Annotated in this window: 13 protein-coding genes and 1 pseudogene; 4 read left to right on the top strand and 10 right to left on the bottom strand. The window is 50.8% G+C overall.

Annotation, left to right across the window (positions count from 1 at the left end; genetic code table 11):
* From XI25_RS30790 to XI25_RS30775, 4 genes and pseudogenes are all read left to right on the top strand, one after another.
* Positions 1-374, top strand: a pseudogene (locus tag XI25_RS30790) (MBL fold metallo-hydrolase); the annotation flags it as partial.
* A gap of 159 nt (positions 375-533) precedes the next feature.
* Positions 534-2,033, top strand: a complete 1,500-nt coding sequence (locus tag XI25_RS30785) for a spore germination protein (RefSeq protein ID WP_082112559.1) — start codon at positions 534-536, stop codon at positions 2,031-2,033.
* A gap of 41 nt (positions 2,034-2,074) precedes the next feature.
* Entirely contained in the window at positions 2,075-3,280 is a 1,206-nt protein-coding gene (locus XI25_RS30780) for a Ger(x)C family spore germination protein (protein ID WP_046681636.1), read from the top strand.
* A 28-nt stretch (positions 3,281-3,308) separates the two neighbouring features.
* Positions 3,309-4,406 (top strand): GerAB/ArcD/ProY family transporter, encoded by a 1,098-nt coding sequence (locus XI25_RS30775; protein ID WP_046681635.1) that lies wholly within the window; start codon positions 3,309-3,311, stop codon positions 4,404-4,406.
* An 11-nt stretch (positions 4,407-4,417) separates the two neighbouring features.
* Here the strand turns inward: XI25_RS30775 and XI25_RS30770 are convergent, their stop codons facing one another.
* From XI25_RS30770 to XI25_RS30725, 10 genes are all read right to left on the bottom strand, one after another.
* Positions 4,418-4,645, bottom strand: coding sequence for a hypothetical protein (locus tag XI25_RS30770; RefSeq protein ID WP_046681634.1), 228 nt, complete (start codon positions 4,643-4,645; stop codon positions 4,418-4,420).
* 304 nt (positions 4,646-4,949) lie between these two features.
* The gene (locus XI25_RS30765) at positions 4,950-5,384 is read right to left on the bottom strand and encodes a molybdopterin-dependent oxidoreductase (RefSeq protein WP_046681633.1); all 435 of its coding nucleotides are present in this window, start codon (positions 5,382-5,384) and stop codon (positions 4,950-4,952) included.
* Positions 5,385-5,635: 251 nt separating this feature from the next.
* On the bottom strand, positions 5,636-5,995 hold the full coding sequence (locus XI25_RS30760) for a GIY-YIG nuclease family protein (RefSeq protein ID WP_046681632.1): 360 nt from the start codon (positions 5,993-5,995) through the stop codon (positions 5,636-5,638).
* 14 nt (positions 5,996-6,009) lie between these two features.
* Entirely contained in the window at positions 6,010-8,217 is a 2,208-nt protein-coding gene (locus tag XI25_RS30755) for an AAA family ATPase (protein ID WP_046681631.1), read from the bottom strand.
* A 26-nt stretch (positions 8,218-8,243) separates the two neighbouring features.
* The gene (locus XI25_RS30750; protein WP_046681630.1) at positions 8,244-8,723 is read right to left on the bottom strand and encodes a DUF6530 family protein; all 480 of its coding nucleotides are present in this window, start codon (positions 8,721-8,723) and stop codon (positions 8,244-8,246) included.
* A gap of 244 nt (positions 8,724-8,967) precedes the next feature.
* Complete coding sequence (locus tag XI25_RS30745; protein WP_082112557.1) at positions 8,968-9,669, bottom strand: ankyrin repeat domain-containing protein; 702 nt, start codon at positions 9,667-9,669, stop codon at positions 8,968-8,970.
* Between the two features lie 157 nt (positions 9,670-9,826).
* The gene (locus XI25_RS30740) at positions 9,827-11,353 is read right to left on the bottom strand and encodes an S-layer homology domain-containing protein (RefSeq protein ID WP_052759815.1); all 1,527 of its coding nucleotides are present in this window, start codon (positions 11,351-11,353) and stop codon (positions 9,827-9,829) included.
* 188 nt (positions 11,354-11,541) lie between these two features.
* Positions 11,542-12,234, bottom strand: coding sequence for a response regulator transcription factor (locus tag XI25_RS30735; protein WP_046681629.1), 693 nt, complete (start codon positions 12,232-12,234; stop codon positions 11,542-11,544).
* Positions 12,231-13,712 (bottom strand): sensor histidine kinase, encoded by a 1,482-nt coding sequence (locus XI25_RS30730; protein WP_046681641.1) that lies wholly within the window; start codon positions 13,710-13,712, stop codon positions 12,231-12,233. The genes XI25_RS30735 and XI25_RS30730 overlap by 4 nt, the downstream gene beginning before the upstream one ends.
* A gap of 91 nt (positions 13,713-13,803) precedes the next feature.
* Entirely contained in the window at positions 13,804-15,114 is a 1,311-nt protein-coding gene (locus XI25_RS30725) for a sulfatase-like hydrolase/transferase (protein ID WP_046681640.1), read from the bottom strand.
* Positions 15,115-15,161: the final 47 nt, after the last annotated feature.

Raw genomic sequence — 15,161 nt, 5'->3', positions numbered from 1 at the left:
GGCGGACAGTTTATTCGGCTGTTGGCAATCGGTCGAGCCGGCCCCTGCTGGACCGAACAGTTTCCGATGGTGAGCATCTTCCATGGTGCGGAGGCATCGACATTATTCATACTCCGGGGCACACGCCCGGACATATGTCCTTATATCTTCCTGCCGACAAAACGTTGATCGCGGGAGATGCCGTTGTTATTGAAAATGGACAATTGAATATCGCCAATCCCCAGTTTACATTAGATTTGGATGAGGCCGTCCACTCCGTCCAACGTTTGCTCAACTATGACATCGAGCGGATCATTTGCTATCATGGAGGTTTATTTCAAGGCGATGTAAAGCAAGCTTTACGAGAATTTGTTCATGTGTATACATCCTCATAAACTCCCTAATCTCCCCGATATGCGCTGTCTAATGTTTGCCGAAGATTAGGCGTTTACCGCAAACAGCGGAACAACGCGCCCGTTATCCCCGTGGCGTATAAAGGCCCCCGGATTTGCCTATAACTTGACGTATCCTATCTGCTAAAGGGGTTTCTCGACGTGCTGTCATGGATACTTAAAAAGCTGGGCAATCGCAAACACGATACACCAACCCAAAACCAGCCGGCCGACTTCGAAAACAATTCGCTGGGCACCGATTTGGATGAGACGATACGCCGCATACAACAAAGGCTTGGCTCCTCCTCCGACCTGATTGTGCGAAAATTCAAGCTTGGGACCAGTCCCTCCCCCGCGGCAGCCGTTTATATCGACAATCTGGCCGATAAGAAAACGGTCAACGAGACCGTGATGACTTCGCTTATGGACGGGGTGGAGGAACTGGCGCAGATTCAATCCGCCCGCCAAGAACATAAGTTTGAAATCATTTATGAGCGTGTTCTAAAAATCGGGGAAGCATCCGAAATCTCGGACTGGAATGCGTTGATTATGTCCCTGTTGTCGGGAGAAACCGTCCTGATTATAGACGGGTGCGGGAAAGCGATCGGCTGCGGAACCAAAGGCGGAGACACGAGAGGAGTGGAGGAACCCACCTCCCAGGTCGCGATTCGCGGACCGAAGGATGGGTTTAACGAATCGCTCGGGACCAACATCGCCTTAATCCGGCGCAGAATCAAAAATCCCGATCTGAGAATCGATTCCATGAAAATCGGCAAAGCCACCCAAACCAACACTGCCATCATGTATATCCAAGGAAAGGCCGATGAGGCAGTTGTCCGTGAAGTCAAAAAGCGTTTCGGCGAAGCCCAAATCGAAGCGATTCTTGAATCCGGCTATCTTGAAAAATTGCTTGAAGACAAGGCACCGACTTTTTTTCCTACCGTTTACAATACGGAACGCCCGGATGCTGTCTCCATGAATCTATTGGACGGAAGAGTTGCCATTTTCGTGGACGGAACCCCTTTCGTTCTGATCGTCCCCACCATTTTTTTTCAGTTTTTCCATACGACGGAGGACCGTTACAACCGCAACGATATACGGGTCTTTCTACGGGTTCTGAGATATGTCGGCTTTATCATTTCCATCCTGCTCCCATCGCTGTATGTTGCGGCCGTTACATATCATCAGGACTTGATCCCCACGACCCTGTTGATTCATATCGCCGCATCGAGGGAAGGCGTTCCCTTTCCGGCACTGGTCGAGGCGATACTGTTGGAATTCAGCTTCGAGGTTCTGCGCGAAGCAGGCATTCGGATGCCTCGTGCGGTCGGACAGGCCGTCTCGATCGTCGGCGCGCTGGTTCTGGGTCAGGCCGCCGTGCAGGCGGGAATCATATCGCCGGCGATGCTTATCGTCGTTTCGATTACGGGTATCGCCAGCTTCGCCACGCCCTCCTACAATCTGGCGATCGCGGCCCGGCTGATTCGCTTATTGTTTTTATTGCTGGCCGCAGCCTTTGGCTTCTTTGGACTCGTTGTTGCCTTCATTGTCCTGACGGCCCACCTGAGCAGCCTTCGTTCCCTTGGCGTGCCGTATCTATCTCCCTTTGCTCCGTATCGTCCGGCCGTTCAACATAAGCCTGATCCCCGAGCGAAGGGGTGAACTTGCCTGCGCCGGCAAATCAGCATCCAAAGGAGAAGCGTATGAGAGCGAATCGAATCCTTTTACTCCCACTTCTCATGGTCATCTTATTCTTGCAGGGCTGCTGGGACGCACGGGAAATTCCCCAGCTAGCCATCGTTTCGTCCATGGGCATCGATAAATCCGCGACAGACAACCAGTATCATGTTTCGTTCCAAGTCGTTAACCCTTCTGAGATATCGGCGGGGATCACCGGGGCGGGCGGGGGGAGAACCACCCCGGTCACCGTATACTCCAGCCATGGCAAGACCATCTTTGAGGCCATTCGCAATGCTTCCATCACTTGGCCTCGACAGCTGTTCTTCTCGCATACCCGCATTATCATCATCGGCGAGGAGCTGGCCCGTGAAGGGATCGCTGACCTGCTGGATCTGTTCGAAAGGATGAATGAAACCCGGCTGACTTCCAGAGTGATGATCGCCAGGGAAAGTACTGCTGAAGAAGTCCTTAGTACGATAGCTCCCATCGAGAAAATTCCGGCAAACGCCGTGAATGGGAGACTGAAATTCACGTCCATGCTGTTGTCCCAGAACATGGAGATCCAAGTAGACGACATTATTCGCGCCCTCGGCACTCCGGGAACCGAACCGGTTATCAACGGGATTCGCTTGATAGGCAACAAGGAGCAGGGACATAAACAGAAAAACGTGGAGCAGACCGAGCCCCAGGTACACACCGAAATAAGCGGAATCGCTATATTTAAAGACGGCAAATTAAAAAAATGGATCGACGGCATGGACGCCCGCGGCGTCGTGCGTGTTCAAAACAAAATAAAAAGCAGCGCCGACGTGCTGGACTGCAAAGAAAAAAAGGATGCAATTTCGATCGAGCTCCTGCGTTCAACGACTAAGGTCAAAGCACAGCTTCGCGGCGGAGAACCGTTCATCCATATCGCGGTTAAACAGGAAGGAAGCTTAAATGAAATCATGTGCGGCATCAATCTTCAAAGGCCGGAGGAAATCGCGAAGTTGGAACAACAGTGGAGCGAGCTGGTAAAGGAAGAAGTCATGGGAGCCGTAAGGGCGGCCCAGAAAGAAAAGTGCGACGTTTTTGGTTTTAGCCAAGCTCTAAACCGGGATAACCCGGACGGCTGGAAGAAGGTAGCGAAGAAATGGGATGCCCTTTTTGCGGAATGCGAAGTGCATGTAACCGTAGACTCTTTCATACGCCATTCGGGAATGAGAACCAAATCTTATTCGGTTAAATAGTTATGGGCTTCGAAGGGGGAATTAAAAAATGGAGCATGCCCAAATCAACGGAAAACAGCTGTTTGCCCTGATCGTGTTATTTGTATTCGGGACGTCGATAGCCGTCAATTACGGCTTGGATGCCAAGAAGGACGCCTGGCTGGCCATCCTGATCGGAACGGCTCACGGCACGGCTTTATTTGCCGTATTCAGCATTATCTCCCGCCAATATCCGGGTCTCCCCCTGACCGGCATTTCCAGAAAAATCATGGGCAAGCTGTTGGGATGGGTGATCGGGTTTCTGTTCGTCTTGTATTTCATATATGATGCTGCCCGGGATGTACGGGATGCCGGCGAGCTTTTGCGTACCTCCTCCTATGACCGCACGCCTCTCCTGGTGCTCAATCTGGTCATGGTTGCGGCTGTGGGTTATGTCCTATACCTGGGCATTGAGGTATTGGCGCGCATCGGAGAGATTTTTATCGTTATGATCATTGTGCTGGGGTTAACGGGAAACATCTTGATATCCCTCTCCGGGATCGTGGATCTGAATGAGCTTCGGCCCGTGCTTGAGAACGGCTGGAGGCCCGTTTTTGAAACCGTATATCCCAACACGATTATCTTCCCCTTCGGCGAGATGATCTGCTTCGGCATGTTGTTTCCTTATTTGAAGCGAAAAGAAAAACAAACCCGGATCGGAATATATGCGATCATCTTTAGCGGCCTCCTGCTCAGCTATACTATCGCGCTGGACATCGCCGTACTCGGGGCGGACATTGCGGGCAGGTCCGTCTTCGCCTTGCTGACGATGATCAGCAAAGTGGAGGTCGCCGAATTTTTGCAGCGTTTGGACCTGATTGCGCTATTTACGATGATTATCGTCGATTTTTTCAAAATCTCCGTACTGTATTATGCAGCGGTTCTCGGCACCGCCGACTTGTTTCGTTTTCAGTCCTACCAGCCGTTGGTTGCTCCTGTCGGTATCGTTATTCTCCTGTTATCCATGTTCATCGCGAGCAGCATGAACGAGCACCTGTGGGAAGGAAAAATCTCGATTGCCAATTTTCAGGCGATCATAACCGTTGGCATCCCGCTTCTGATGGTTTTCGTTATTTTCATTCGCAAATGGTTTGGTAAAAAGGGATAAGCTGCCGAAATTCAGACTCCCTGCAAATAGTGCTGCAGGATAAAGCGGAACAAGGCCCTCATCAGGGGCAAGGATACGAATATTCCAAGAAGTATATACTCAGGGGCGTTCAAGAACCATATAAAGCTTACCGAATTTCGAACGGACAATGGAAACGGAATGCGGATAACCCAATCTAACATGAGAGCGGTGCCCGAGCTTATCGTAAGCAGCAGAATAAAAACGGCGAATGTTTTCATCAAATACCCCCCCTTATTCGTTTAAATAAAATATCCATTTTGAAACGAATCTATCCTGAATACCCGATATTTCACTGGTCCGGCAAAAAAGACACCTCTCAAGGTGTCCTGATCGTAGTGAAATGGAGGCCGAGGGATTAGCAAATCCGGTCCCTATTCTATGTTGACGGTTACCCGGTCCGCTGCATTGAACCCGTAGCCCTTTCGGTTCCAGAAAGCTTTTAGCGGTTGTCTTCTGCCAAATGTGTCTTCAGATCTCGAAATAATGGAATGCTCCCCGGTTTTATTTACCTCCCAATCATGCCTAAATTGCACCAAGGAATTCGGCCGGGAGCCTCTGAAAAGGACCTTGAAACGCATCCGAGGTTACTATGATTCTTCGCACCCATTTAACCGAAGCCATCGCGTACCAATGAGGAACGATGAGCCTTAGGGGAAATCCGTGCCTGTAAGTCAAAGGCTGTCCGTTATAGGCGTATGCAATAAGCGTATCGGGATGCATTGCTTTAGAAATAGGCAAGCTCCGGGCATAGGGGAAACTTCCCGGCATATCCGGACGATGTCCCTCATCCCAACCTTCTGCGACCACTTCCCTGGCCAAGGGTTTCATGCCCGCCATCTGCAGCAGGGAAGATAACGGAACCCCCGTCCATATCCCTTGACCGATCGCTCCCCTTTCCCATTGCTCTCCGCACCCAATATATGCAGGCTCAATGACTCTTTTTTTAATTATGGACAAGCAAAATGACTTCTGCGGTAAAAAAGCTCCTCGGGGATTTGCTCCATATTCATGAAATGAAATGGGGTAGGAAACATTTCATAAATAACTCCGCTTCCTCCAGCGAAAATGCCTTTTTAACCCGTCAGCATCCAGATGAGGATTTAGGAGGCTCAGCAGCGGACCCCATGCCCGTTTTTTTTTGCTGTCGCCCTAACGAACAAAAGACACTGACTAATTTGCGTCAGCGTCTTCAGCTTTCTATCCATCTATCATTCCTTGGGCGGCTTATTATATCCCTTATCTCCGAATGGCTGCAACTTTTCAAGCCACTTCTTTTCCATTTGCTTGAGTTCCCAGCGCTTATCGGCAATCTCGTCCGCTTCCTTTTCCTCCAGCACCTCATATGTGAAGGCTTCGAGACCCAGCTCCTTCCAGTCCTTCTGCAGCTGCAAATTGGCAAACCGGCCCATCGCCAGCTGGCTCTCCAGGGTCAGCCATTTGTTTTTCAGGTTGGGGCAGGATCCGATGTAAATTTTGCCGTTGGTCTTGTTTTTGATTTGGAATACGCCCATGTAGGTTTTTATTTGTTTATACTCCTCCAGCAATTCCTTCCGTTTTTGCTTATCCATGATATCCTTCCTTTCTACAAATGCCTGGCGATCATGCGAACCAGCTTCACGGGAAGCTCTTTAAGGTCGGTAATATCGAGAAATCTCTCGAACCCGTAGATTTGACTGATCACTTCTTTGTCCTGGCCAATGGCCGCTGCGAGAAAGGTTATCCCCTTTCGCTCGTATTCGGCTATGGTCCGTTGGATGTCTTCGGCAGCCCTGATCCCGGTGTAATCGTCCATCGCTTTGGGCTGTCCGTCGCTGATGCTGATCAGCAGCTTTGTCTGCTGCGGTGCGGCCGTAAGCCGCTCCCCCAGAATCCTGAGGGCCATGCCGTCGCGGTTATTGCTTCTGGCACGGATCTCCATCAATCTGAACCGGTCATTTGGGTCAGTTTGATCAAAATCGGCGTATGCAAAAATCGACATTTGCTCCAGCCTGGAAACATCCGCGGTGTCACCGTAAATCAATACGGGAATATCGCATATCCTGCAAAACTCGTAAACGGCTATCACCGCGCGCTTGGCCGCTTCCAGCCGACCAAACGCGGACATCGAAGCCGATTCATCCACCCTTAATCCAACAACAAGCGAGGGCGATTCGGTCGGAGGCCGTTTTTTGGAAAAATGCCTAAAATCCCGGTATGCTACACTGTCGGCTTGAAATTTACTGCCATACAACTGATTTCTTGAAAACTCGGCAGCCACCTCCTGCTCCAACAGCGGCAATGCCTTTCTGGCGATTTCCCGGACGATCGGCATCAGCTCCTTGCTCAGCTTCAAATACTCCTGCTGGTTTTCTAAAGTGTAATCCGGACGGTGCACGATAAGCTTGACACCTTTATGAATGGAACCGGACACGATCTCCCTGGCGTCCCGATTCAGCTTTTTGCGAAATTCCCGCTCCTTCTGCTTGGCCGACATGGCTTCCGGATTGGACTGATGATATTGGGGAGAGCCGTCCCCGCTCCAATCCGGACTCTTCATATCGGAAGCATCCTCGGCAGCATCTTGTGAACCTTCCTCGCTGTCGGCGGACTTTTTTAACGCGATCCCGTTTTCCTCCAAAGCGTCATCCTCGTCCAATCCGGCGTTGTCCGTGGCTCCCCATATTCTGAGCTCTAAGGCATCATCGGAATTTCGTTTTTTTTTTGCCTCCGATTCAACTTCTGCCAAACTTGCCGACAAGCCGTGGTTTTTCAGCGCATCCTCCAGTATTCTGATTTCCTCGGGGTCTGTCGTGATTTTGTAGATCACTTTATGGTACAGGGATTCCTTGACGGAAGCGCCAGCCGCCACCGCATCGGTCCAGTAGAAATAGGAGCGCATACCGGCCACGCCCTTAATCGCATTCGCCCGAGCCGTTTTGTCCAATAGAATAATGACATCCGCCAGGGCACCCAACACCTTTTGATTGGTATATCCGGTTTTGGCCATGGCCCGATCCATCATGACTTCCCGATTCGGCAAATCCATCTTTTCCGTGTGCTGAACCCTGTCCCGCAATGCTTCGTTGAGCGGTCTGGTCCCTGCATAGCTGCGGTTTGTTGTAATCACCGCTATAAAGTCGGGATGTCTGTGAACCACTTCCGTGGGCAGATTGATACTGCCATCCGGCTCCAGGGCTGAGTTCAGCGCCATTAACACCGCTGCGTCCCGGATTACGGTCGGTTCCTGGATTTCCAAAAGATAACCCTTCTGATAAGCACTGACGATCTCCGAAGGGTAAAAACGGTACTCCACCGCTTCATCTCTGCTGCTTTCCGCAGCCAGAAGCAATAACTGCTTCATTTTTAAGGCAGCCTGCTCCCGGTCCACTCCAAGCGCGTTCATCAAAATTTCGGTCGAGCTTTGAAAACCGTCGCTTTCATATAATGCTTTCAAGGCGCTTTGGTCTTCAAGTTCCAGCCCTTCTAACCGTTCAGACGAAATCACCGGCAAAATAGCGCCAATGATATCCGATTTATCCATGTCGGCAAAACAGGTCACCTTCGTATACGGCAGCCCGAAACGAGCGGACAATGCTTTTGCAAGCTGCGTTTTACCGGAACCGGCGTCGCCTTCCAGCAGAATGTTGGCGATTTTCATTTCCCCGCGGTTCCAGTTTCGCTTGATCTCCCTGCAAATGCGCAGCTCTTCTTCGCCGGCTTTATGGGATGGCGGGATTCTCCAGACAAGCTTTTGCTCGGCTTCCGTCAGCTGTCTTCCGGGTGACAAATCGTATTCTTTCTGGTTATTCATAAGATTTCACCTTGCTTCTCGTTTATTTAATATCCCATTTCCTTCAATAGGCTTGATAATACCCGGAGCCGTTCTCCAATCATTTCGCCGTCATCGCTCAGCGCTTGGGAAAACAGCTTGATATCGTCATCAATCATGGGGTTGTCCGTGCAGACGGATACGCTCATGGCATCCCCTTGCAATCCGACCCGGTCGATCATGGTGTTATCCGGATCATACATTTTCGGAAAGCGGTACGCGTCCTGAAAATATAAACTGCTTCTGCAGATCAAAATGGCAAGGTCCAGCACGCGGTGCATAGGCAGCTCTTCGGATTGGCGGGACCACTTCTCCCCGGCATGGCGCCATACTTTGGCGGAAATATCCAGTTTCCCTCTATCATTCCACTGGGCAAGTCCCAAGGAGAGCCCTTTGGCATCCGTATTGCGAGCCTTCCGCCCGTCAATGGATTCATAATTTTCAGAAACAATAACAGGTTTATGTTTAAGCGTAGTTGGTATTTTCATTGATCTTCCTCTTTTCTGTTTATCAAATTACTAAAATACTAATTTAGTAATTTACTGATTAAACAATTTGCTACCTCATGTTATCTTATGTTTCCCCATAAGTCAATCGAGTTTCAATAAAAATATAGATATATACTTATAGATCTATAAAATAACATTCATAAAGAGATATCGTCTATATTTCACGCTCTGTTCTACAACAAAAAACGGACATCGAATGATGTCCGTTAGGGGTATAAAGGAATTATTGGGCGCCTGCCTTCACCAGGATCCGCTCGATTTCCGCGAATTCTTTTTCACGCGCATGCTGCAATGGCGTCACTCGTTCACGATCCGCAATGTTCACGTCTGCCCCGTGATCAATCAGCAGTTGAACGGTTTGCTGCTGCTTCAACCCTCCATCGTTCAAGATGATGGCTTCCAGCAATGCCGTCCAGCCGAGATTATTCACATGATTCACATCAATATCCGTACGCGTCAGAAGCTCTTTCACGACATCCACATAACCGTGCTCCGAAGCCGGAATCAAGGCCGTTCCTCCATATCGGTTCGTGATCTTGGAATCTGCCCCTGCATCAATCGTAAGCTTTAATATTTCGAGGTAGCCTTCGGCCCCCGCATACAAGAAAGGGTTATCCTTGATATGATCCTGAATGTTCACATCCGCACCCGCATCGATCAGAACTTTTGCCGTTGCCGCATCATTCCGGCGAGTGGCGATCATTAGCGGAGTCCGCCCGTTGGAATCCTGGGCGTTGATGTCGGCTCCCTTCTTAATGATATTCGCCACCGCCTTCGCATCTTTTTCCTTCACCGCCTGAAACAATTGTTCGCTCATCTCTGCGTCCTCCTTTGCAGAAGCATTCGGCTTCCCGGCATCACTTGCGAAACACCCTTGAATGACAAGCATAAGACTTAGTATCAGCGGCGTATGCCGTTTCCACATAACCTCCACATCCTTAACAAGCAAAAAACGACTTCGCCTTCCTTTTATGGACGAAGCGTTTCTGCGGGTAGTACAAGCCAAGCAACATTGAAATCCAATACTTCCTCCCGAAGTGTCTATCAACAGGTTTCGGAAGCATGCAATAGGGTATAAGGGATTATTTCGCCGTCAAGGTCAACGTTTCAGAGGCCACAGCCCAATCGCCTATTGGCTCGACCGTGTAAGTCACACCCGGCGTCAATTTGACATCGTTTTGCAATGCGAACGTACCCGTTGCGCCTTTACGGCTCTGCACCGTGTACTGCGCTTTTGCTTCCGAACCGTCAGCGCCTGTGAGCTTCACTTCGCGCTGAACGAAAATCTCATCACCCGGATCCTGCGACAAAGTCACGTTCAGGGAAGCTGCATCGACTTGAGCCGTGGACGCAATCTGCACGGGCGCGGTTTCCTGCGCAACAAAGGTCGCGTTCTTTAGGGTCAACCAATCGGAGGTCACCGTATACGTGACGCCCGGCTTCAATTGCGCTCCGTTCGGCAGACGGAACTTCGGCTCCTGTTTACCGTCCGTCGACTGCGTGAACGGCAGATAGTTAGCCACCATAGCCTCGCCGCCTTTCGGCGTAATGGTTACGCTCCGGCTGCGCAAGGATGACACAACCTGAAATGGCTGACCGTTGAACATATTGTTCTCATCCAGAATAAAGGCATTGCTGCCGCGGCCTCCGGCATATGCGGAAATAATATATCCGTAATCCGTTACGCCTTCCGATTTCAGAATCTCAAGCTCGAAGGAATCCTTGTCAACCTGGCGCGCTTCATTCGTACGGATCAACTCACCGCTCGCCTCCGCCTTCAGGCTCTGGCTTCCTCTATAAGTAAGCGTATAGGTCGTATCTGGCGTTTGCGTCGTCGTCGGCAAAATGTAGGTCGCGAACGATCCCGTCTTCAGACGCGGCTGATTCACCAGCTTTAGGCCATGGTCAAACACGAAATGGCTCATTCCTGCTTCCAGGCTTTCATTTTCCAGCGTCAGCGGCTGATCGAACGTCGCTTCCATCGTGATTTTGTTCAGCGAACGGATTTTTGTGATTTTCGCAGCTTCCGATCGGATAGATTTTCGCGCGTTTGCCAACAGCTCAATCGCATCGCCTCGTGTAGCGTTTTGATCTGCGGAATAAGTGCCCTTCATCCATGACCGCACGGACAATACGTCCCGCTGTAACGATTTCGCGATGATTTCCGCAAATTCTGCATGGGTAACGCGGCCATTCGGCTTAAACCTGCCCTCGTCGCTGGTCATCACACCAAGTTGTACAGCGGTAGCTGCATAGTTGTAGTACCAGTCTTTCTGTTTTACGTCTTCCAGCTGCACATCGCTGTTTTCCTTGCTCTTCAGCTGAAGACCGAGAACGACCATCTTCGCCAATTCAGCACGCTTAACATGCTGATGCGGTTTCATTATTCCATCCGAATATCCCGCGAGGACGCCTTGATTCACAAGCTGAACGATCGCCTCCCGATATGTACCGTAATCCGACTTGGCCGTGGCGACTTCGCCGGATTTCTTGACAGCTTCGGCAGGCGCATTACCGCCTGCAGCAGCACTGCCACTCATAACTACATTCGCTCCGACAACCGCTGCCGCCGCGAGAAGGGCTATTTTCCGATGCGTTTTTTTCATCATCTCATCTATCTTCCTCTCTGCATTAGATTCAGGACTCATAAACCTAGGATACATGCCGAATCTAAACAGCCTCGAAACGAAAGATTAAAAATTTCTAAACAACCCCGAAAACGTCTCGAAAATAACGGTGTCAGCCCATTCTCACCACGGCTCCCAAGCGGTCCAGCAAAAGGCGGCACCCCATCCAATCATACGGTGAAACGATATCCCGCTCCCCAGACCGTCTCGATGAACTGCGGATTCGACGGATCGGCCTCGATCTTCTCCCGCAACCTGCGCACATGTACCGTAACCGTCGCAATGTCTCCCATGGATTCGAGCCCCCATATCCGCTCGAAAAGCCCCTCTTTGCTGAACACCCGGTTCGGATGAAGCGCAAAGAATACGAGCAGTTCAAATTCCCGAGCCGTAAAGGCAACCTCCCTGCCATGGACATACACTCTCCGCGATGCCTTGTCGATCGTTAATTCGCGAATGCGAATCACCTCTGCGGACTCCTTTTTGCCGCTGCCGACCAATCGCTTATATCGGGATAAATGAGCTTTCGCCCGTGCCACCAATTCGCTTGGGCTGAAAGGCTTCGTCACGAAATCATCGGCTCCCAGGCCAAAGCCTCGAATCTTATCCGCTTCCTCTTTCTTGGCCGATACGATCAAGATCGGTACGTCGCAAATCTCCCGAATTTGTTTGCACAGCTCGAATCCATCCATACCCGGGAGCTGCAAATCGAGAATGATCAGGTCATACCCTCCTTCCGTCGCCCGCTGCAACCCTTCCGTACCGGTCAAACAAATATCGACCTCATAACCGTCCAGCGCAAAATAATCCCGCTGCAGCTCCGCAATCGCCAACTCATCTTCCACGATCAATATACGCGTCATTCCACACCGCTCCCATCCGCCTTATCCGTCGCCTTTTTCAAGGTAAAATAAATCGAACAGCCTTGTCCCCACTCGCTTTCTGCCCATATGCTCCCGCCATGCCCCTCGATAATCTGTCTGGCAATGGCGAGTCCCAGACCGCTGCCTCCGGCTTCCCCGCCGCGGGGGGCTTCGCCCCGATAAAACTGTTCAAAAATATGGGGGAGCTGCTCCGCGCGAATGCCCGGACCGTTATCGGTTATCTCAACCTTTGCGCGGTCCTCCTGTTCGGTAAGCCGAACGGTTATGTTCTTCCCGTCCTTATCCATGTACTTCACGCCATTATCGATAAGATTCAGCACAACCCGTTTCAGCTTGTCACGGTCGGCAACGGCCGGAACCTGCCGGTCAGGGTACACTCCTTCAATATGAATGCCTTGCAATTCGAGATCAAACCGCAGCTCCTCAACAATATCCTGCAGAAAGCTCCGAAGATCGGTGGGTTCAAACGAATAAGGAACTCTTTTCAAATCTAACTTGGAGTATAGAAACAGCTCATCCACGAGGCGGTCCAGGCTGATCACCTTCGAATGGATCGTATCCAGATACTTGTCCATTTTGAGCTGTGTATCGGCAACACCGTCACGAATGCCTTCCACGTAACCCTTGATTGTCGTAATCGGCGTCCGCAGATCATGTGAAATACTGGACAGAAGCTCTTTTCGGTTCTCTTCATACAACACCTGAAGCTGGACGGAATGTTTCAGTTGACGCCTCATTTCTTCAAAAGAGGCACAAAGCTGCCCGATTTCATCATTCCCCTGTGCTTTGACTTCAAAGTGGAGATCTCCTGCCTTAATCTGCTCGGCCGACTGCCGGAGTCCGTTAAGCGGTTGAATGATAGATCGCGTGATTAGCCGGAATAACAACCAATTGGTGAATAACAAAACAGCCAGCAGCACACCGATCAAGATCGGGAACAGCTTGCGAATCATTTCGGCAAACGGACTTCGTTCGCGAAGCACATAAATACTTCCGCGGTCCTTGTCCGGGAAAGCAAAATCGAATTTGGCATAGGCAAAAAAACGGCTTCCGTGGTTCACCGTATTCCGGATCTGATTATTTCCCATCTCATACGCAGGCAAAACCGTGCCAAGTTTCGGCTCCCGAAGTGACGGCGACACAAACAGCTGCTCAGACTCTTTTCGTACATACAAGCCCGCTTGAACGATTCGCAGCTGGAAATCGTAATCGCTTAAGAGTTCCTCATCCATGAGCTTCTCCGGGTCTGTCTTGGCAAGGGTTTTGAGTTCCAGAAAGATGCGTTCCTCCGAGTCCGACAGCGGGTTAAGCTTATAATGGTTCTTATAAAAATCGCTGAAACTTCGCACATCCCCTGTCACGGCGATCGTAATCAAATAAGCGCTCGCCGCAAACAGTATAATGGTTACCATAAGCACGCTCGTGAATGAAAGAAGCAAGCGTATACGAATCGACAAAGGCATTCCCTCTCTTTCACGCGATAAGAATCGTAACGATTTTAACACGAAAAGAGGGGGCGATGTGCCCCCTCTTTTTCGACAGCTGAACCTATGCTTTTACTTCGTCATACCAGGCCCGAACATCCCGGCTTAACCGCTCCACGATTTCCGGGTACCGGTCAGCCAAATTCGTACGCTCTCCCGGATCCTGTGACAGGTCGGACAGATGGACGGGGGCCGGAACCATGCGTTCAAAGTCCAGTTTCCCATTCAGTACCAGTTTCCAATTCCCTTCCCGGACAGCCAGTTGGCCTTGATACTCCCAGAAGATTTGCTGATGCGGCGAAGATTCGTCCTCTACCAGCATCTCCTTCAAGCTGATTCCATCGATCGCGACATTCCGAAGCGGACCTTCTGCCGGGTCAACCCCCGCCAAATCCAGGAAGGTGGGAACCATGTCCATCATCGCCGCCACTTCGTCACACACCCGTCCGCCCTCCATTCCATTCGGCCAGCTCAGTATGGCAGGTTCACGGATTCCGCCTTCAAACAAGCTCGCTTTATGTCCGCGGAAAATTCCCGCGCTCCCTCCATAATAAATGTCTTCCGTACCGTCCAGCCAGTTCCGGCTTTCGGATGACGGCCCGTTATCGCTGGAGAAAAAGATCACCGTGTCCTCATACCTTCCGGCCTCCTTGAGCGCCTCGACAATATCCCCGACTCCGTCATCCACGGCGGCTATCATCGCGGCCATAACCTGCCGGTCCCACGGCAGATGCGCAAAGCGGTCCATGTATTCCTTCGGCGCATGCATCGGATAATGCGGGGCATTATACGACACGAACAGGAAGAAAGGATCCTCCTGCTCCTTACTCTTCTTGATAAACTCTACCGAACGTTCCGTAATCAATTCGGTCATATACCGCCCGTTCTCCCACACTTCCGTTTCATTTTCCCATAGATCATGCAATGGATTTACGCCATTGCCCTGCCCCCAATAAAAAATATGGGAGTAAAAATCGACGCACCCCGCTTTAAAGCCGAAGAATTCATCAAAACCATGCGCGTTCGGACTCGTTTCTTCGGAGATGCCCAAATGCCATTTTCCATACAATGCGGTTCTGTACCCCGCAGGCTTGAGCGCCTTGGCCAGCGTCACCTCGGTTTCAGGCAATCCATTCGTTCCCCGCTTCGCTCCCAGTATTTCGCCGACCCCCGCACGCGCCGGATATCTGCCTGTCAGCAAAGAGGCCCGGGACGGAGAGCAGACCGGCGAGTTCGAGTACCAGTTCGTAAAGCGAATCCCTTCATCCGCCAGCTTGTCCAAGTTCGGCGTCTTGACCGAATCGGAGCCATAACATCCAAGATCCCCATAACCTAAATCATCGCAATAAATCACGATCAAGTTCGGTTTTTTCATTTCCTGATCCTCCTCCAAAATATCGACCTTCCTGCTAACCATCGTAA

The organism is Paenibacillus sp. DMB20, assembly GCF_000987955.1.
In the GTDB taxonomy this organism is placed as follows: domain Bacteria; phylum Bacillota; class Bacilli; order Paenibacillales; family Paenibacillaceae; genus Paenibacillus_AQ.
This window is presented reverse-complemented; position numbering and strand designations above follow the sequence as displayed.

Coding starts and splice junctions, on each gene's coding strand:
- XI25_RS30755 (WP_046681631.1), bottom strand. CDS start 8,217: ATGAATAACCAGAAAGAATACGATTTGTCACCCGGAAGACAGCTGACG.
- XI25_RS30770 (WP_046681634.1), bottom strand. CDS start 4,645: ATGAAAACATTCGCCGTTTTTATTCTGCTGCTTACGATAAGCTCGGGC.
- XI25_RS30760 (WP_046681632.1), bottom strand. CDS start 5,995: ATGGATAAGCAAAAACGGAAGGAATTGCTGGAGGAGTATAAACAAATA.
- XI25_RS30780 (WP_046681636.1), top strand. CDS start 2,075: ATGAGAGCGAATCGAATCCTTTTACTCCCACTTCTCATGGTCATCTTA.
- XI25_RS30745 (WP_082112557.1), bottom strand. CDS start 9,669: ATGTGGAAACGGCATACGCCGCTGATACTAAGTCTTATGCTTGTCATT.
- XI25_RS30735 (WP_046681629.1), bottom strand. CDS start 12,234: ATGACGCGTATATTGATCGTGGAAGATGAGTTGGCGATTGCGGAGCTG.
- XI25_RS30775 (WP_046681635.1), top strand. CDS start 3,309: ATGGAGCATGCCCAAATCAACGGAAAACAGCTGTTTGCCCTGATCGTG.
- XI25_RS30750 (WP_046681630.1), bottom strand. CDS start 8,723: ATGAAAATACCAACTACGCTTAAACATAAACCTGTTATTGTTTCTGAA.
- XI25_RS30740 (WP_052759815.1), bottom strand. CDS start 11,353: ATGATGAAAAAAACGCATCGGAAAATAGCCCTTCTCGCGGCGGCAGCG.
- XI25_RS30725 (WP_046681640.1), bottom strand. CDS start 15,114: ATGAAAAAACCGAACTTGATCGTGATTTATTGCGATGATTTAGGTTAT.